This is a genomic window from Pseudonocardia acidicola (assembly GCF_012911935.1).
Lineage (GTDB): Bacteria > Actinomycetota > Actinomycetes > Mycobacteriales > Pseudonocardiaceae > Pseudonocardia > Pseudonocardia acidicola.
Genome location: NZ_JAAXLA010000102.1, coordinates 1 through 18242, shown reverse-complemented (window position 1 = coordinate 18242; position 18242 = coordinate 1). Strand labels below are relative to the sequence as shown.

Here is an 18242-nt window from a genome sequence, read left to right as displayed (position 1 = left end):
TCACCGCCCTGGACAGCTGGGTGCACGACTACAACACTCGACGCGCCCACTCCGCCCTCGGCGGCCGGCCCCCGGCCACCCGACTCGCCGCATGACCGTCAACAAGGTGCCGGGTCACTACACCTAGGCCCTGCGATCGGCGTAGGCCTGCAACTCGGCCAGCTGCACCGGGTCCAGCGATGCCGGGACGGCCTTGCAGGCGGCGGCGATGTGCGCCGCGGTCACCTCGGCCGCGTCCAGCGACTCGCGCATCGCGGCGAGGGCCGCCTCGCGCAGCACCGCTGCGCAGTCGGCCGCCGAGTAGCCCTCCAGCTCGGCGCCGAGCGCGCCGAGGTCGACGTCGTCGGCCAGCGGGGTGTTGCGGCCGGCAGCACGCAGGATCTCGGTGCGCGCGGCGGCGTCCGGCGGCGGCACGTAGACCAGCCGCTCGAGCCGCCCGGGCCGCAGCAGCGCCGGGTCGATCAGCTCGGGGCGGTTGGTCGCGCCGACCACGATGACCTCACGCAGCGGCCGCGCGCCGTCCAGCTCCGTGAGCAGCGCCGCCACCACCCGGTCGGCCACCCCGGAGTCGCTGGACTGCCCGCGACGCGGGGCCAGTGCGTCGACCTCGTCGAGGAACACCAGCGCGGGCGCGGCGTCCGCGGCCTTGCGGAACAGCTCGCGTACGGCGCGCTCGGACTCGCCGACGTACTTGTCGAGCAGCTCCGCCCCCTTGACCGACAGGACGTTGAGCTGGCCGGTACCGGCCAGCGCCCGCAGCAGGAACGTCTTGCCGCAACCGGGCGGACCGTAGATCAGCACGCCGCGTGGCGCGGCCACCCCGAGCCGGGCGAACGAGTCGGGGTACTGCAGCGGCCAGAGCACCGCCTCGGTCAGGGCCTGCTTGACCTCGGCCATGTCCCCGACCTGGTCCAGGGTGATCCCGCCGGTCTGCAGGGTGTCCGACGACGACATGGAGATCGGCCGCACCGCGGCGACCGCGTCGAGCAGGTCCTGCTGGCGGATCCGGGGCTGACGGTCGGGCGCCTCGGCCGGTGGAGCGGAGCCGGCCGGTGAATCGGCTGCGGGGTCGGCCGCGGAATCGGCGCTGTGCCGCAGTGCGGCCTGCACCGCCGCCTCCCGGCGCACCGCGATGAGGTCGGCGGCGACGAACCCGGGCGCACGCTCGGCGACCGCCTTGAGGTCGACGCCCTCGGCAAGCGGCACCCCGGCGAGCAGTCGGCGCAGCAGCTCGGCACGGGTCCGCACGTCGGGCAGCGCGAGGCCGAGCTCGCGGTCCACCAGCTCGGGGGCACGCAACCGGGGGTCGACGGCCTCCGGCGCCGCCGTCGTGGTCACCAGTGCCAGGCCCGGGGTGCCGACCACCTCGCGCAGGGCGTCCAGCACCAGGGTCGCGAGCGGCGTCGGGGCGGAGGCGGGCAGCAGCGCGTCGACGTCGGTCAGCAGCAGCACGGTCGGAGTGCCGCCGAGCGCGGCGGCCCGGGCCGCGGCGATCACGTCGTGGATCCGGGCCGACGCCGCCCCGGGCTCCAGCGCGGCCGCTGCGGGCGCGGCCAGCTCCACGGTGCCCGCGCCGACCGCGGCCGCGGCGCTGCGGGTCAGCGTCGTCTTGCCCACACCCTCGGGGCCGGCCAGCAACACGCCGAGCCGCGCCGACCCACCCAGCCGGGCGAGCAGTTCGGGGCGGCCGAACGTCAGCTCCAGCCACTCGACCAGCCGGCGGGCGGCGTCGCTGTTGCCGACCAGCTCGTCGATCGACAGGGCGGGCTCGGCGGCCGGTTCGGCCGCGGGCACCGGCATCGTCCGGAGCGGGGCGGAGCCGACGGGGCCGGTGTGGGGTACGCCGCCCGGCCAGGCGGGCCCGGCGGCGGGCGCGTCGGCCGGCTGCCCCGTCGCCGGGCCGTCCTGCCAGCCGACCACGGTCGACGGCTGCACCGCGACGACGCCGGCGGGCTCGGCGTGCGCGACGGTCAGCAACTCGGTGGTCCACGCGCCGCCGACGGCGTTCGCGAGCCGGCGCCGGGCCGCCGGGACGTCGGCGCCGGGCGGCGGCTCGATGTCCTGGGGCAGCAGCGACACGGCGTCGCCTGCGGTGAGGACCTTGCCCAGCAACGCCAGCCGCACCGTCTCGGGGGTGATCGCGCTGCGCGCCAACCGGGAGCCGGCCAGCAGTACCCGCCGGGCCGGGGCCACCTGCACCGGAGCGACGACGACGCTCGCGCCGTCGGTGAGTCCGGCGTTGGACAGCGTCACGTCGTCGAGCCGGGCCTGCCCGGGCGAGCTGCCCGGCGCCGCCGCGGCGACCAGCGCGGTCGTCACCCGGGACCCGGTCAGCTCGACGGCGTCCCAGGACCGCAGGCCCAGCGCGTCGAGGACCTCGGGGTGCAGCCGGACCACGCCGCGCCGGGCGTCGGCGGCGGAGGCCGCGAGTCGGGCGACGAGGGTGATGGTGGGAGCGGGCACCCGCCAACGCTATCGGCCGCGATCGGGGGCCGGACCCGCGTCCGCCCGTGCGGCGGGGCCGGCGCGGGTCAGCGGCGGCGCAGCCCGAGGCGACGGCGGCTGCCGCGTGGCAGCGACCCCGGCCCCATCGCGGCGTGCCCGTTGCGCGACTCCGGCCGGTCGTCCGGGCCGAGCCGGCGCACGACCCCGCGGGCCACCGCGCTGGCCCGGCCGGCCACCCGGCGGCGCAACGGCGGGCGCAGCCCCAGCCGGCGCGCCGAGCGGGCGGCGCGAGCCACCGCGCGGCGCTCGCGCACCGGGACGTGCCACGCCTCCGGGTGCCGGGCGAGCCAGCGGTAGCGGTAGATCGTGTACGGGATCATCACCAGGTATCCGAGGCCGACCACGGCCAGCCCGAGGAACGGCGCGGTGAGCAGCACCGCGGCCGCGACCCCGACGAGCACCAGCAGCGGTGCGATCAGCCGCGCCGGCACCCGCACCGTTTTCAGCGAGAGCGTCGGCAACCGGCTCACCATCAGTCCCGCCACGGCGAGCATCCACAGCCCCACCGTCAGCGGGGCGGACCACCAGCCGGGGCCGAAGTTCAGCCAGAGGTAGAGCGGGATACCGGCGACCAGCGCCGCGGCCGGCGCGGGCACCCCGACGAAGAACTCCTTGGCGAACGGTGGCTGGTCCTCGTCGTCGATGAGGGTGTTGAACCGCGCCAGGCGCAGCGCCATGCAGACCGTGAAGATCAGCGAGACGATCCAGCCGAACCTGTTGCCCTCGAGCTGCCAGATGTAGAACACCAGGGCCGGCGAGACCCCGAACGAGACGAGGTCGGCCAGCGAGTCGAGCTCGGCGCCGATCCGCGAGCTGGCGTCCAGCATCCGGGCCAGTCGCCCGTCGAGCGCGTCGCAGAGCGCGGCCGCCCCGACCGAGGCCACGCAGAGCTCGAACCGGCCGACCAGGGCGAACTGGACGGCGGACAGCCCGGCACAGAGCGCGAGAACGGTGACCGCGTTGGGCAGGAGCCGGACCCCGGCCGCGTACGTGGGCACGGCGTCAGCCCGCTTCGCCCGGGGACGCCGACGGCAGCTCGGCGAGGACGGTCTCGCCGCCGATCGTGCGCTGCCCGACCGCGACGAGCACCCGCGAACCCGGGGGCAGGTAGGTGTCCACGCGGGAGCCGAAGCGGATCAGCCCGTAGGTCTCCCCCGCCGCGACCTCGTCGCCCGGGCCGACGTCGCACACGATCCGCCGCGCGAGCAGGCCGGCGATCTGCACGACCCCGATCCGGGCGCCGCCGGTGGTCTCCAGCAGCAGCGCGCTGCGCTCGTTGTCCTCGCTCGCCTTGTCCAGGTCGGCGGACAGGAACCTGCCCGCCCGGTACTCGACGGCCAGCACCCGCCCGTCCGCCGGGATCCGCTGCACGTGCACGTCGAGCACCGACAGGAACACGCTGACCCGGGGCACCGGCACGCGGGGCAGGTCGAGCTCGGGCGGGGGCAGCACCTCGGACACGGTCGCGACGGTGCCGTCGGCCGGCGACAGGACGACGCCGGTGCGGGCCGGCGGGACGCGGTGCGGCTCTCGGAAGAAGGCGGCGACGCCGGCGGTGGCCGCCAGGCCGAAAAGGGTGCCGCGCCCGGTGAGGAGACGGATCAGCCCGGCACCCGCCGCGACTGCGGCGACGAGGGGCCGTCCCCCGGGGTGCATCGGCGGGACAGCGGCCCGGACCAATTCGGTGATGTGTGTGAAGGATGTCCCGGTCTGCTCGGGCATGGGGTCGGGTCGACTCCTCCGCCGTGGCGGCCTGTGCGAGCCGCGCTCTGGCCGGTCACCGTACGCGACACACAGGATGCAAAAGGGCCGGGGCCGCCATCCCCCGAGACAGCGACCCCGGCCGTGGAACCGCTCGTCCGCTCCCCAGCGACGGGCGGTAGGTCCTTTGCGTCGAGATGTGGGTACCCACCTCGCACCGAAAGTATCCCCGAGCATTGGAGCCATCGTCCAGCGCACCGGGAGAGGTTGCCGGCGATGCTCACCGATCGGCCGAACCTTTGCCTGTTCGACGTTCCGATCGAGGGAATTGTTGCACCCAGATGATGTGATATACACCACTCATCGGGTGAACGGTCATCCATCCAACAGCCACACCTCGACCTCGTCACCCACCTCTGCGGCCGTCACGTCCTCGGGAAGCACGATCAAACAGTCGGCCCGGGCGAGCGCCCCGAGCAGATGCGAGGCCGGTGACCCCACCTCGCGGACCGTTCCGTCGACCGCGTCGAGGATCCCGCGGCGGAACTGCCGCTTGCCCGCCGGGGAAGTCAGTCGCTCACCCAGCGTGGCCGTCACACTGGGCCGCCGCGGGTACGGGTGCCCGAGCGCGGCGCGCAACGCCGGCCGGACGAACACCTCGAAGGACACCTGGGTGCTGACCGGGTTGCCCGGCAGCGTCACCACCGGGAGGCCGGCGCCGGGCCCCTCGATCTCCAGCCGGCCTGCGCCCTGCGGCCCGCCCGGCTGCATCGCCACCCGCACGAACTGCACACCGCGGCCGGTGAGCCCGTCCTTGACGACCTCGTAGGCACCCGCGCTGACCCCGCCCGAGGTCAGCACCAGGTCCACTCCCTCGGCGATCCGCTCCTGCAGCACCGTGGTGAACGCCTCGACGTCGTCGGGCACGAACCGGAGCAACTCGGCGTGCCCGCCGGCGTCCTGCACCGCCGCGGCCAGCATCGGCCCGTTGGACTCGTAGATCTGCCCCGGTTGCAGCGGGGTGCCCGGCGCGACCAGTTCCGACCCGGTCGAGAGCACGAGCACGTGCGGGGGGCGGCGGACCGGCACGGTGGCCGATCCGACCGCCGCCGCCAGCCCGATCTGCGGGGCGCCGAGCACGGTGCCCGCGCGCAGCACGACCGTCCCGGGCGGCACGTCCTCGCCGATGGTCCGGACGTGCGTACCGGCCGCGGGGGCGTGCCGGATCTGCACCCGGTCCACGCCGCCGTCGGTGAACTCGACCTGCACCACGGCGTCGGCGCCGACCGGCATCGGGGCGCCGGTCATGATCCGGTGCGCGGTACCGGGCTCCAGCGGGGGCACGTCGGTGCGCCCGGCCGGGATGTCGGCGGCCACCGGCAGCACGACGGGGTCGCCCTCGGTTGCCCCCGCGACGTCGGCGGCCCGTACCGCGTAGCCGTCCATCGCGGAGTTGTCGAACGGCGGCAACGCGATCGACGCGGTCAGGTCGGCACCCAGGACCCGGCCGCGGGCCTGCGGCAGCGGGACCTCCTCGACGGGGGCCGGTGCGAGCAGCCCGGCCACGACGGCCTGGTGCTCGGCAACGGATCTCACGGTGGGCGTTCGGGAATCGGAGCTGGCCACAGGCGCATCCTGCCCGACGCCCTGAGGTAGCGTCGGACGCGTTCGTCCGCAACAACAGGAGGTGCCGTGGCTCAGGGCACGGTCAAGTGGTTCAACTCGGAGAAGGGCTACGGCTTCATCGCCACCGATGGCGGGCCGGACGTCTTCGTCCACTACTCGGCGATTCAGGCGGAGGGCTTCCGCACGCTCGAGGAGGGCGACCGGGTGGAGTTCGAGACGACGGCGGGCCGTGACGGCCGCAGCCAGGCGGAGAGCGTCCGGCGCATCTGATCGGTTCCGATCAGCGCGTCCGGGTCGCCCGACCTGCTCGTCGTACAACGGGGGACCGACCCGCGGGGGTTGGTCCCCCGCACCGTTCTCCGGATGGACACCCGCCTCCGCCCCACCGAGGTCGCCTTGCACTCGCCCACCCCGAGTGCTAAAAACGGCCCTGGCACTCGGCATGCCGGAGTGCCAGGTCGGGTCGGCGAGATCGGCGCAGGGTTGTCGGTCGTCCGTCGCGGGCGCCGGGTTCGACGACACGTGTCATCCCAATCGGAGGACAACACCCCCATGGCGAAGCAGATCGCGTTCGACGAGGAGGCGCGCCGCGGGCTCGAGCGCGGCATGAACACCCTCGCCGACGCCGTCAAGGTGACGCTCGGCCCGCGCGGCCGCAACGTCGTCCTGGAGAAGAAGTGGGGCGCGCCCACCATCACCAACGATGGTGTGTCGATCGCCAAGGAGATCGAGCTCGAGGACCCGTACGAGAAGATCGGGGCCGAGCTCGTCAAGGAAGTTGCCAAGAAGACCGACGACATCGCCGGTGACGGCACGACCACGGCGACGGTGCTGGCTCAGGCGCTGGTCCGCGAGGGCCTGCGCAACGTGGCCGCCGGTGCGAACCCGATGGGCCTCAAGCGCGGCATCGAGAAGGCGGTCGAGGCCGTCTCCCAGCAGCTGCTGAAGTCCGCCAAGGAGGTCGAGACCAAGGAGCAGATCGCGGCCACCGCGTCGATCTCCGCGGGCGACCCCACGATCGGCGAGCTCATCGCCGAGGCGATGGACAAGGTCGGCAAGGAAGGCGTCATCACCGTCGAGGAGTCGCAGACCTTCGGGCTCGAGCTCGAGCTCACCGAGGGCATGCGCTTCGACAAGGGCTACATCTCGCCGTACTTCGTGACCGACGCGGAGCGGATGGAGGCCGAGCTGGAGGACCCCTACATCCTCCTGGTCTCCTCGAAGATCTCCACGGTCAAGGACCTGCTCCCGCTGCTGGAGAAGGTCATGCAGACCGGCAAGCCGCTGGCGATCATCGCCGAGGACGTCGAGGGCGAGGCCCTGGCCACCCTGGTCGTCAACAAGATCCGTGGCACCTTCCGTTCGGTCGCCGTCAAGGCCCCGGGCTTCGGTGACCGCCGCGAGGCCATGCTGGCCGACATCGCCATCCTGACCGGTGGCGAGGTCATCAGCGAGAAGGTCGGCCTCAAGCTGGAGAACGCCGACCTGTCGCTGCTGGGCCGGGCCCGCAAGGTGGTCGTCACCAAGGACGAGACCACCATCGTCGACGGTGCCGGTGACCCCGACCAGATCGCCGGCCGGGTCAACCAGATCCGCAGCGAGATCGAGCGGACCGACTCCGACTACGACCGCGAGAAGCTGCAGGAGCGCCTGGCCAAGCTGGCCGGCGGTGTCGCGGTCATCAAGGCGGGCGCGGCCACCGAGGTCGAGCTCAAGGAGCGCAAGCACCGCATCGAGGACGCCGTCCGCAACGCCAAGGCAGCCGTCGAGGAGGGCATCGTCGCCGGCGGCGGCGTGGCCCTGATCCAGGCCGGTGCCGGCCTGTTCGAGGGTCTCGGCCTGGAGGGTGACGAGGCCACCGGCTCGAACATCGTCAAGGTCGCGCTGGAGGCTCCGCTCAAGCAGATCGCGATCAACGCCGGCCTCGAGGGCGGCGTCGTCGCGGAGAAGGTGCGCAACCTTCCCGCAGGCGAGGGTCTCGACGCGGCCACCGGCGAGTACAAGGACCTGATCAAGGCCGGCATCATCGACCCGGCCAAGGTCACCCGGTCCGCGCTGCAGAACGCGGCGTCCATCGCCGGGCTGTTCCTGACCACGGAGGCCGTGGTCGCGGACAAGCCGGAGAAGAACGCGGCTCCGGCCGGCGCCGGCGCGCCGGACATGGGCGGCATGGACTTCTGAGTCCACGCCCCCTGGGCAGCACCGCACGTCCCGCAGGGGCGGCACCCGATCCGGGTGCCGCCCCTGCGGCGTCTGCGGGTCCGCGGCCGCTCAGACGTCCCGGCGCTTGAGCAGCACCGCGGCGGCGACCACCGCGACGACGGCGTACCCGGCGAAAACCGCCATCCCGGTCCACGGGGCGAGCATCGCGGGGTCGGGCTTGACCGTGAGCGCGGCCTGGCCGGCGTTGCTCGGCAGGTACTTCCCGATCTGGTCCTGCCACGTGCTCGGCAGCACTCCGACGATCACGGGCAGCACCAGCAGGACGCCGAACAACGCGGCGATACCGCCGGCGGTGTTGCGCACCAGCGCACCGAACGCCACCCCGAGCACTCCGACCAGGGTGAGGTAGATCCCGGTCGCGACAACCACCCGCAGGACCCCGTCGGCGGACAGGCTGGTGCTGTGGCTGCCCAGCAGGAACTGGCCGCCGAGAAAGGCCAGGAAGGACGTGGCCGTCATCAGCACGAAGGTGACGCCCGTGTAGACCGTCAGCTTGGCCCAGAGCACCGGGAGCCGCGCCGGGACGGCGGCCATGGTGGCCCTGATCATCCCGGTCGAGTACTCACCGGTCACCAGCAGCACACCGAGCGTGCCGACGGCCAACTCGGCCATGTTGTAACCGTTCAGGCTGGTGACGACGGGATCGAAGCGGGCGAGTTCGCGCGGGCGCATGTGCGCCCAGTCCGCGTTGGTGAAGTACGAGCCCACCCAGCCGATGGCGATCATCCCGACGACCGAGACGGCCGCCACCAGCACGCTGGACCACAGGGTGCGGAACTTGATCCACTCCGAGGCGATCGTCCGGAGCAGGGTGACCTGTCCGGTCCCGGCCGTCCGGGCGGAGGCGGTACCGGCTGCGAGAGTGCTCATCGGGCCTGCTCCCCTGCCGCCGCCAGCGCGAGCTCGGCCTGGGCCGAGGTGGACACGCCGTACTCGACCGCGTCCCTGGTGAGCTCCATGAAGGCCTCCTCGAGCGATCCGTGCACGGGGGTCAGTTCGAACAGCACGATCCCGTGCTCGGCGGCGAGACGGCCGATCTCCTCGCAGGTCGGCCCCGCGACCTCGAGCCGGTCGGGCGCGCCACTGGTCACCGTGACGCCCGGCCCCGCCAGCAACTCCTGAAGACGGGTGGCCTCGGGCGAACGGACCTTCACGGCGTTGTCGGCGGCCTGGGCGATCACGTCGGCCACCGGCACGTCCGCCAGCAGCCTGCCCTTTCCGATGATGATCACCTGCTCGGCGGTCAACGCCATCTCACTCATCAGATGAGAGGAGACGAAAACGGTCCGGCCCTGCGCGGCGAGCGACTTCAGCAGGTTCCGAATCCACAGGATTCCCTCAGGATCCAATCCATTGACCGGCTCGTCGAGAATCAACGTCTGCGGGTCACCGAGCAGCGCGGAGGCAATACCCAGGCGCTGCCCCATACCGAGCGAGAATCCACGGACCCGCTTGCCGGCCACGTCGGTCAGGCCGACCAGATCGAGCACCTCGTCGACCCGGCGGGCCGGGATGCCGGTGGTGGCGGCCAGCGCGCGGAGATGGTTGCGAGCGGTCCGGCCGGTGTGGATGGCCCGCGCCTCCAGCAGCGCCCCCACCTCGTGCAGTGGGGCGGAATGCTGGACGTAGGGCTTGCCGTTCACCGTCACCGTGCCGCCGCTCGGTGCGTCCAGGCCGACGATCATGCGCATCGTGGTGGACTTGCCTGCACCGTTCGGGCCGAGAAATCCGGTCACGATTCCCGGACGCACCGTGAAGGTCACATCGGACACGGCGGCCTTCTCGCCGTACCGCTTGGTCAAACCACGCGCTTCGATCACCGGCGGATCTCTCTTTCATCGGGACACAAAAGGAATGCAAGCCGGGGGAAGATACCCGCAGCCAATCCACGCAAGAAAGCCGGCGGACTCAGTAATCCCTCAGCAGACCATGTGCTGGCCTTCGCGTTGCTTTCCGCTAACCAGCACGGCAACGGCACTTCTGGGGGCGACCGGCACGTCGTGCCCTGCAGCCGCCCCGGCCCGGCCGGCAACATCGGCACATGGCGACGCCACGGCGGACCCGGCTGGAGGGGTGCGCCCATCCGCACCGTGCTGTGGTGGTGCCGGGTCGGCTACGCCTGGCTGTGCAACCTGCGGCTCAACGCGCCGGGGCACGTCGCCGAGCGGCACGGGCTGATCATCATCGTGGCGCTCGGCGAGTCGATCGTGGCCACGACGCGACGCTGCGGCACGAGGTCCGGCACGACGGCGAGCACGGGCACTGACCCGGTCCGGCCCGCGGGTGGCGGGCCGGGATGCCGGATCAGACCGCCGGTTCCTCCTCCGGCGCCAGGATCCAGGCGGCCAGGTAGATGATCGCGCCGGAACCGGCGCCCAGCACGGTCAGGGCGACCAGGCCGATACGCAGCAGGGCGGCGTCCACCCCGAGGCTCTGGGCCAGACCCCCGCAGACCCCGCCGAGCATCCGGTCGGTGCGGCTGCGGCGCAGCGCGAAGCGCTCCTTGGCCGGGGCGCCCGCGGGCGGCGGGGCAGGTTGCTCGGCGCCGGGCAACGCGGCGGGCCCGGGCCACGGGCCGGCGCCGCCACCGGGCGCGGCACCCGAGGCCGTCGGGCGGGCGGTGTACTCAGTGGTCGGCTCCATGCCCATGAGACTGCCGGGCCGCGCCGCCCGGAACCTCCGGGACGACCCGGATCCGGACCCGGATCCGCCCCGGGCCCGGCTCGGGGTCACCGGTCCCCGGGTCCGCGCCGTCAGAGCAGGCCGGCCTCGCTGGCCTTGCCGATCGCCTCGACCCGGTTGCGGGCGCCGAGCTTGTGCAGTGCCGACTGCAGGTAGGTCTTGACCGTGTTGCGCGCGAGCCCGGTGGACTCGGCGATCTCCGGGTTGGTCCGGCCCTGCGCGGCCAGTCGCAGCACCTCGTACTCGCGGCGGGTCAGCCCGCTGCGGGCCAGCGCCGCCCGGTTGCCCGCCTCACCGGGCACCATCCGCGGATCGACGACGCGCTCGCCGCGCAGCACCCGCCGCAGCGCCAGCACCAGGTCGGTGGCCGCGGCGTCCTTGATCATGCAGCCGTGCGCGCCCGCGTCGAGCGCGGCCTGCACCCCGTGGTGGTCGCCGTGCGCGGTGAACACCACGATCCGGGCCGCCGGGCACACCGCGCGCAGGCCCGCGACCACCTCGGGGGCGAGCATGTCGGGCAGCCGCAGGTCGAGCAGCACGAGGTCGGGGCGCAGCCGGGGCGCCCGCTCCAGCGCGGCCCGGCCCGACTCCGCCGAGCCCACGACGCTCAGCGCCGGCTCCCCGCGCAGCAGCAGCGCCACGCCGTCGCGGACCACCGGGTGGTCGTCGACGACCATCACCCGCGCCGGGCTCATCGCCGGCCCCCGGGCGTCGGCGGATACGGCAGCATGATCCGCAGGGTGGTCCCGCCGTCCTCGTCGTACACGAGGCTGACCCGCCCGCCGAGCCGGGCGGCGCGCTCGGCCAGCGTGCGGATGCCCAGGCCGGACCCCCCGGACCCGCCCGCGGCGCCGGTCCCGTCGTCGGCCACCGCCACCTGCACGCCCTCGTCGACCGCGCCCAGGCTGACCACCACGGCGCCGGCGTCGGCGTGCTTCTCCGCGTTGAGCAGACCCTCCCGCACCGCACTGATCAGCAGGTTCGTCCGCTCGGAGTCCAGCGGCGCGACATCACCGAGCTGCACCAGCCGGGCCGGTACCCCGGTGCGCGCCTCGAAACTGCGGCAGTGCTCGGCGAGCTCGATCGGCAGCGCCCGCTCCGGGGTGAACTCCGACAGCGCCAGCAGCGCCTCCCGCAGGGCCTGCGACGCGGCCGAGACGTCGGCCTCCAGCCGGCCCAGCCGGGCGCGCAGCAGCGGGTTGTCCACGAGGGTGGAACGCAGGTCGCGGACCTGGGCGCCGATCGAGAACAGCATCGCGCCCACCGAGTCGTGCAGCGAGGCCTGCATCCGCCGCCGCTCCGCGGCCACCGCGGTCTGCCGGCCCGCCTCGGCCTGCTCGGCCAGCCGCAGGGCACGCGCGGCCTCCACCGCGACGTCGGTGACCGCATCGACCGCCCGGTCACCGAACTCGCCGGGGCCGCGCAGCGCCGCGTAGCCGACCGCCACCGTCGCGGTCCCGTCGGGCCGCTCACCGATGATCGGTACGGCGAGCATCGCCGCCATCGCCTCCTGCCGGATCACCCAGTCGAACTGGTGGGTGATGCTCGACGCGCTGACGTAGTCGCGGACCCGGACCGACTCCCCGGAGGCCAGCACCCGGCCGCCCACGCCCTGCCCGACCGGGACGGCGATGTCCTGCAGCGCATCGGTGCGGTTCCCGGCCAGCCAGCGGATGACGGCCGTGCCGGGGTCCTCGATGTCGGCGACGAACCCGGCGTCGGCGCCGGCCGCGTCGCGGATCAGCCGGGCGGTGCCGCTCAGCGCGAGGACCCGGTCCAGCACGGACAGCAGCCCGTCCTGCTCGGTGAGCAGCGTGTCGAGCAGGTGCTGCTGTTCGAGGGCCCGCTCCACTGCGGCCCGGCGAGTCGGGGACACACGCGGACGATCGCACAGGTCATGTCCCGCGCGACATCCCCGGATGCAGAGGACGTTCCGGACGACTAGCTCCCGCCCGGCCGCCCTGGCTCGTCGGCCACCGGCCGGGACTCGCCGCTCCACCCGCGCCGGCCCGGACGGGAGGCCAGGGGCCCGGCCGGCCGCGGCAGCGCGACACCGTCGTGGCTGCGGGGCACCTGCCGGTCCCGCAGCCGGATCATCCGGCCGATCAGGACGCCCACCACCACGGCGACGACCAGCCAGGCCGCACCGCCGATGAGGATCCAGATCAGGACGGAGATGGTGTGCCCCCTCGGAAGCGTCTGGACCCAGTGTCCCCGGACCAGCGGCCCCGCGCAGTCCCGACATCAGGGGGTCCCGAGGCGCTCAGCCCACCTCCGGCAGCGCCGGTCCGAGCAGGTCGTCGGCATCGACGATGCGGTAGGCGTAGCCCTGCTCGGCGAGGAACCGCTGCCGGTGCGCGGCGTACTCGGTGTCCAGGGTGTCACGGGAGACCACCGAGTAGAAGTGCGCCTGCCTGCCGTCGCCCTTGGGCCGCAGCAGCCGGCCCAGCCGCTGGGCCTCTTCCTGCCGGGAGCCGAACGTGCCGGACACCTGCACCGCGATCGACGCCTCGGGCAGGTCGATGGAGAAGTTGGCGACCTTGCTGACCACCAGCCGCTTCAGCTCACCGGAGCGGAAGGCGTCGAACAGCGCCTCCCGCTCCTTGTTCCTGGTCGAGCCCTGGATCACCGGGCAGTCGAGCGCCGCGCCGAGCTCGTCGAGCTGGTCCAGGTAGGCCCCGATGATCAGCGTGGGCTCGCCGGGGTGGCGGTCCAGGATGGCCTTGACCACCGGCAGCTTCGTGCGCGCGGTGGACGCCATCCGGTAGCGCTCCTCGGTCTCGGCGGTCGCGTAGCCCATGCGCTCGGCCTCGGTGAGGGTGACCCGGACCTCGGTGCACTCGGCCGGGGCGATCCAGCCCTGCTGCTCGATGTCGCGCCACGGGGCGTCGTAGCGCTTCGGGCCGATCAGGGAGAACACGTCGCCCTCCCGGCCGTCCTCGCGAACCAGGGTGGCGGTCAGTCCGAGCCGGCGCCGGGACTGCAGATCGGCGGTCATCCGGAACACCGGGGCGGGCAGCAGGTGCACCTCGTCGTAGATGACCAGGCCCCAGTCCCGGGAGTCGAACAGCTCCAGGTGCTTGTACTCGCCCTTGGTCTTGCGGGTGATCACCTGGTAGGTCGCGATGGTGACCGGGCGGATCTCCTTGCGCTCACCGGAGTACTCGCCGATCTCGTCCTCGGTCAGCGACGTGCGGGCGACCAACTCCCGCTTCCACTGCCGGCCGGCGACCGTGTTCGTGACGAGGATCAGGGTGGTCGCCTTCGCCTCGGCCATCGCCGCCGCTCCGACCAGGGTCTTGCCCGCACCGCAGGGCAGCACGACGACACCGGAGCCGCCGGCCCAGAATCCCTCCACCGCCTCCCGCTGGTAGCTGCGCAGCGTCCAGCCGTCCTCGGCCAGTTCGATCGGGTGCGCCTCACCGTCGACGTAGCCGGCCAGGTCCTCGGCGGGCCAGCCGACCTTGAGCAGCGCCTGCTTGAGGGTTCCGCGCTCGGACGGGTGCACGACGACGGTGTCGTCGTCGATGCGGGCGCCGAGCATCGGGGCGATCTTCTTCTGCCGGAGGATCTCCTCCAGCACGGCCCGGTCGAGCGCGACGAGCACCAGACCGTGCACCGGCGAGTTGGTCAGCTGCAGCCGGCCGTAGCGACCCATGGTGTCGACCACGTCGACCAGCAGCGGCTGCGGCACGGCGTAACGGGAGAACCGGACCAGCGCGTCGACGACCTGTTCGGCGTCGTGCCCGGCGGCCCGGGCGTTCCAGAGCGCGAGCGGTGTCACCCGGTAGGTGTGCACATGCTCCGGGGCACGTTCCAGCTCGGCAAACGGAGCAATCGCCGAGCGTGCATCTGCTGCGGACGGGTGGTCGACCTCAAGCAGCAGGGTCTTGTCGGATTGGACGATCAGGGGGCCGTCGGCCACGGGCGATCCCTTCAAAGACGTGCCGGTGAGACGGGCGGGTGATTACCGTCGACGAGCGGTAGGGCCAGGATGCGCTCGGGGGCAGAGGGCCCGGCCACCGACCTCGCCGGAAAGGGGTGCGCCTACCTCGGGCTATACTTCTGCAGCTCTGTCCGAGAACGCACGACTGCCACAACGATCATACCCGGTCTCCGCGGGCAGCGCCCTCCCCGAAAGGGCGCGTGTCGGGGGTGACCAGAGAGTCCGGGTGGGTGACCGGGGAGACCCGCCGCCGACCCGGTACCCGACAGAAGGCGCGACGGATCGACCATATGGTGAACGCGACGCTCCCCGTCCATGCAGACCAGCCGACTAGGCCATTTGCCGCGGCTGGACCACAGCTCGGCTCCCGCCAGGTGGCGGAGGGCGGTATGGATCTGTCAGGCATGTCAGAGTTCGACGGATCGTCGCCGGCCACCATCAGGGAGACGTTGACGTGACCAGCACCGAACGCGGCCCCTCGTGGTCCGAGCGGTTGAACCCGCGCAACTGGAACCTGGCGGCCAAGCTGGTCGTCGTGGGCCTGGTGCCCACCCTCCTGGCGTTGGCACTGGGTGTCCTCCGGGTCTCCGACCAGGCCGACACGGCCGCCGCCCTGAGCCAGAGCAGCCGGCTCCTCGACGTGCGTGCCCAGGTCTCCGCGGCGGCCGACGCCCTGCGCGCCGAGCGCAACAGCGCCGTCCTGTACGTCGCCGGCAACCGCGCCGGCGACCGTGGCCCGCTCCGGAACGACACCGCCGCCACCGACGCGCAGCTGACGAAGCTGCGGGACTCGATCGGTGACGCGAGCACCCTCGACCGCACGACGGCCTCCGCGCTGCAGCGGGCCCAGGGCAGCCTGGGGCAGCTCTCGGTGCTGCGCTCGGAGACGCTCGACTCGCAGACCCCCGTCGACGACGTGACCAACCGCTACACCGCGGTCGTGGAGCAGGTCGACGTGTTCGAGCGGGCTCTGCTGCGCCAGTTGCGCACCCCGGAGGCCGCCGGTCTCGCCGACGCGCTCACCGCGGTGACCACCGCCAAGGAGCAGCTCGCGCTGCAGCACACGGTCCTCGGTGGCGCCATCGCGGCCGGGCAGCTGCGGCCGGCCGATGTCGCGGCCGCCACGGCGACCAACGGGTCGTTCGCCGACGCGGCCACCGAGTACCAGGTCGCGCTGACCCCCGAGCAGGCCACCCAGTTCGGCAACTTCGCCACCGACCCGGCCAACGCCAACCGGCAACGGATCGAGAACGAGATCCTGGCGACCGCGCCGAACCGGCCGCTCACCGTCGACCCGACGGCCTGGAACCAGGCCTACCAGGCGTCCGTGGACGCGCTGGACAAGGCCGGCGCCGGTATCGGTGACGCACTGACCGCCAGCAGCACCGCCGCCCAGGAGAACGCGAGCAACCAGGCCGGCATCAACTCGGTGATCCTGATGCTGGGCCTGCTGCTCGCCGTCACGATCATGGTGCTGGTGGCCCGCTCGCTGATCCGGTCGCTGCAGGTGCTGCGCAACAGTGCTCTGGACGTCGCCGAGAAGCGGCTGCCGCAGGCCGTCGAGAGCATGCGTGCCGGCGAGACCCCGAACGCCAACGTCGAGCCGGTCCCGCTGTCGTCCCGCGACGAGGTCGGCCAGGTGGCCCGGGCGTTCGACGCGGTGCACGGCCAGGCGGTCCGGCTGGCCGCCGACCAGGCCGCTCTGCAGGCCAACGTCAGCAGCATGTTCGTCAACCTCTCCCGGCGCAGCCAGGCACTGGTCGAGCGTCAGCTGCAGCTGATCGAGCAGTTGGAGAGCAACGAGCAGGACCCCGACCAGCTGTCCAACCTGTTCCAGCTCGACCACCTCGCCACCCGCATGCGGCGCAACAGCGAGAACCTGCTGGTCCTCGCGGGCACCGACCTGAGCAAGCGCAACGTCGCGCCGGTCCCGGTCGTGGACGTGCTGCGGGCCGCGGTGTCGGAGATCGAGCAGTACCAGCGGATCGTCGTGCAGGCGCCGCCGACGGCCACCGTGATGGGCCGGGCCGCGAGCGACCTCGTGCACCTGCTGGCCGAGCTGCTGGACAACGCGACCAACTTCTCCCCGCCCGACTCCCAGGTGGTCATGAGCACCACCCGGACCGCCGACGGGTCGATCCTCGTCGAGATCGCCGACCGCGGCGTCGGCATGGCCGATCACGAGCTGTCCGACGCCAACCAGCGGCTGGGCGGGCCTTCCTCGATCGACGTCTCCGCCTCGCGCCGGATGGGTCTGTTCGTGGTCGGCCGGCTGGCCGCCCGGCACGGCATCGGCGTGCGGCTGGGTACCTCCGCGGTCGGTGCCCCCGGCGGGTTGACCGCGTCGGTCACCGTGCCGTCGTACCTCATCCCGTCGTCGGAGCCGGAGCCCGAGCGGCCGACCGGCGGCGCGCTGCCGCCGGCCCCGTCCGCCCCGGGCTACCCGCAGGGAGGCGGCTCCACGCCGCAGCGCACCGGGACGAACGGGCACGGTCGTACCGGCTCGCTGTCCTCGCTGGTCGCGGGCAACGATGGGCCCATGAGCCCCGCCGGTGCGTTCCAGCCGGCGCCCACCCCACTGGACGAGCACCCCTCGTTCCCGTCGATGCCGCTCAACGGGGCCGGGCCGGCCCTGCCGACCAGGCGACCGGGTTCGTCGCTGCGCCCCGACGGTTCGCTGGCCGGCCAGAACGGTCCGGCCCGCGGCGACCAGGACGCGGGCGAGACCCGCCCGCAGAACGACCAGCCCCGCAACGGCGTGCAGCCGCCCAGCACCCCCGGCCAGCAGCCGGTCGAGCAGAGCGGGGGCACCCCGGCGGTCCCGGGTGAGACCGACGCGGCCCAGGGGCCGGCGGTGGAGCGCTCGGGCGCCAATCCCTCGGTCCCACGCGCGTTCGACGCCCGACCGGCGAGCCCCCAGGGGTTCACCCCGGGCACGACGGCCAACGGCAGCGGGCCCGCCGATCAGCGGCCGCGGATCATCTCCGCGCCGGCGGTCCCGCCGGCTCCGCCGACAGCCCCGATCCGCTCCGTGTCCCCTGTGGAGCCGGCCGGGGCGCCGGCGGCCGAGCGGCCCGAGGCGACCGGGCCGTCCACGGAGCAGTCCGCGCCGTCCGAGCAGTCGGTGCAGTCGACGCCGGCCGCGGCCGAGGCGTCGGGCGCTCCGCAGGCATCCGAGACCGCCGCCGCACAGCGGGCCGTGCCGGAGATGCCCGCCCGCCGTCCGGACCCGCGCGACGCCACGGCCACGCCGCCGCCGGCCGGGCCGGGCCCCGTGGCCCAGCCGATGCGCCCGGTCATCCCGCCGGCCACGAGCCGTCCGCGGGACGGGCTGTTCGCGCCGAGCGTTCCGATGACCGCCGAGCCGAACCGGCCGGGCCAGTTCCGCCGGACGGGCCCCGAGGCGCGGCCGAGCGACCAGTTCGATCCGCAACAGACCACTCCGATCTTCGAGGAGATCGCGTCGGCCTGGTTCCGGTCGAACCGGCCGGTGCCGGTGAACTGGGCGACCGAGGGCAAGGGTGGCGGCACCCCCGCCGGGCCCGGCACGCCTCCCGCC

15 protein-coding genes are annotated in these 18242 nt (G+C 73.4%); 5 read left to right on the top strand and 10 right to left on the bottom strand.

The features are described 5' to 3' along the window. The first annotated feature begins 8 nt into the window (after positions 1-8). Positions 9-95: an integrase core domain-containing protein gene (locus HF526_RS31675; protein ID WP_420821637.1), complete on the top strand. Its 87-nt coding sequence runs from the start codon at positions 9-11 to the stop codon at positions 93-95. A 28-nt stretch (positions 96-123) separates the two neighbouring features. On the opposite strand, the gene HF526_RS31670 is transcribed toward HF526_RS31675, so the two are convergent. From HF526_RS31670 to moeA, 4 genes are all read right to left on the bottom strand, one after another. Then, complete coding sequence (locus HF526_RS31670) at positions 124-2463, bottom strand: AAA family ATPase (protein WP_169385336.1); 2340 nt, start codon at positions 2461-2463, stop codon at positions 124-126. A gap of 68 nt (positions 2464-2531) precedes the next feature. After that, positions 2532-3503: a CDP-alcohol phosphatidyltransferase family protein gene (locus tag HF526_RS31665; RefSeq protein ID WP_169385335.1), complete on the bottom strand. Its 972-nt coding sequence runs from the start codon at positions 3501-3503 to the stop codon at positions 2532-2534. 4 nt (positions 3504-3507) lie between these two features. Then, positions 3508-4227: a phosphatidylserine decarboxylase gene (locus HF526_RS31660; protein WP_169385334.1), complete on the bottom strand. Its 720-nt coding sequence runs from the start codon at positions 4225-4227 to the stop codon at positions 3508-3510. A 354-nt stretch (positions 4228-4581) separates the two neighbouring features. Then, entirely contained in the window at positions 4582-5802 is a 1221-nt protein-coding gene (moeA, locus tag HF526_RS31655; protein WP_169385333.1) for a molybdopterin molybdotransferase MoeA, read from the bottom strand. A 96-nt stretch (positions 5803-5898) separates the two neighbouring features. Between moeA and HF526_RS31650 the strand changes: the two genes are divergently transcribed. Next, positions 5899-6102: a cold shock domain-containing protein gene (locus HF526_RS31650; RefSeq protein ID WP_169385332.1), complete on the top strand. Its 204-nt coding sequence runs from the start codon at positions 5899-5901 to the stop codon at positions 6100-6102. Positions 6103-6384: 282 nt separating this feature from the next. After that, a complete protein-coding gene (groL, locus tag HF526_RS31645) occupies positions 6385-8013 on the top strand; it encodes a chaperonin GroEL (protein ID WP_169385331.1) in 1629 nt (542 codons plus the stop codon). A 90-nt stretch (positions 8014-8103) separates the two neighbouring features. Here the strand turns inward: groL and HF526_RS31640 are convergent, their stop codons facing one another. Together HF526_RS31640 and HF526_RS31635 are read right to left on the bottom strand one after the other, a co-directional pair. After that, entirely contained in the window at positions 8104-8925 is an 822-nt protein-coding gene (locus HF526_RS31640; RefSeq protein WP_169385330.1) for an ABC transporter permease subunit, read from the bottom strand. Further along, positions 8922-9875, bottom strand: coding sequence for an ATP-binding cassette domain-containing protein (locus HF526_RS31635; RefSeq protein WP_169385329.1), 954 nt, complete (start codon positions 9873-9875; stop codon positions 8922-8924). The genes HF526_RS31640 and HF526_RS31635 overlap by 4 nt, the downstream gene beginning before the upstream one ends. 111 nt (positions 9876-9986) lie before the next feature. Here HF526_RS31635 and HF526_RS34855 point away from each other — a divergent pair, with 111 nt between their 5' ends. Further along, the gene (locus HF526_RS34855; RefSeq protein WP_338051891.1) at positions 9987-10412 is read left to right on the top strand and encodes a low temperature requirement protein A; all 426 of its coding nucleotides are present in this window, start codon (positions 9987-9989) and stop codon (positions 10410-10412) included. Here HF526_RS34855 and HF526_RS37190 read toward each other — a convergent pair. The 4 genes from HF526_RS37190 to HF526_RS31610 all read right to left on the bottom strand — a co-directional run bounded on the left by HF526_RS37190 (position 10360) and on the right by HF526_RS31610 (position 14662). After that, complete coding sequence (locus tag HF526_RS37190) at positions 10360-10698, bottom strand: PspC domain-containing protein (RefSeq protein WP_169385327.1); 339 nt, start codon at positions 10696-10698, stop codon at positions 10360-10362. The two genes, HF526_RS34855 and HF526_RS37190, sit on opposite strands and share 53 nt — an antisense overlap. Positions 10699-10808: 110 nt before the next feature. Beyond that, entirely contained in the window at positions 10809-11432 is a 624-nt protein-coding gene (locus HF526_RS31620; protein ID WP_169385326.1) for a response regulator, read from the bottom strand. Then, positions 11429-12613, bottom strand: a complete 1185-nt coding sequence (locus tag HF526_RS31615; protein WP_338051890.1) for a GAF domain-containing sensor histidine kinase — start codon at positions 12611-12613, stop codon at positions 11429-11431. The genes HF526_RS31620 and HF526_RS31615 overlap by 4 nt, the downstream gene beginning before the upstream one ends. A 387-nt stretch (positions 12614-13000) precedes the next feature. Further along, positions 13001-14662, bottom strand: coding sequence for a DNA repair helicase XPB (locus HF526_RS31610; RefSeq protein WP_169385324.1), 1662 nt, complete (start codon positions 14660-14662; stop codon positions 13001-13003). Positions 14663-15137: 475 nt separating this feature from the next. Here HF526_RS31610 and HF526_RS31605 point away from each other — a divergent pair. Further along, a partial coding sequence (locus HF526_RS31605) for a nitrate- and nitrite sensing domain-containing protein (protein ID WP_169385323.1) occupies positions 15138-18242 on the top strand: 3105 nt, incomplete at its 3' end.

Bases quoted from the DNA above. Each gene is read 5' to 3' on its own strand.
- HF526_RS31640 (WP_169385330.1), bottom strand. From the start codon at position 8,925: ATGAGCACTCTCGCAGCCGGTACCGCCTCCGCCCGGACGGCCGGGACC.
- HF526_RS37190 (WP_169385327.1), bottom strand. From the start codon at position 10,698: ATGGAGCCGACCACTGAGTACACCGCCCGCCCGACGGCCTCGGGTGCC.
- HF526_RS31660 (WP_169385334.1), bottom strand. From the start codon at position 4,227: ATGCCCGAGCAGACCGGGACATCCTTCACACACATCACCGAATTGGTC.
- HF526_RS31620 (WP_169385326.1), bottom strand. From the start codon at position 11,432: ATGAGCCCGGCGCGGGTGATGGTCGTCGACGACCACCCGGTGGTCCGC.
- groL (WP_169385331.1), top strand. From the start codon at position 6,385: ATGGCGAAGCAGATCGCGTTCGACGAGGAGGCGCGCCGCGGGCTCGAG.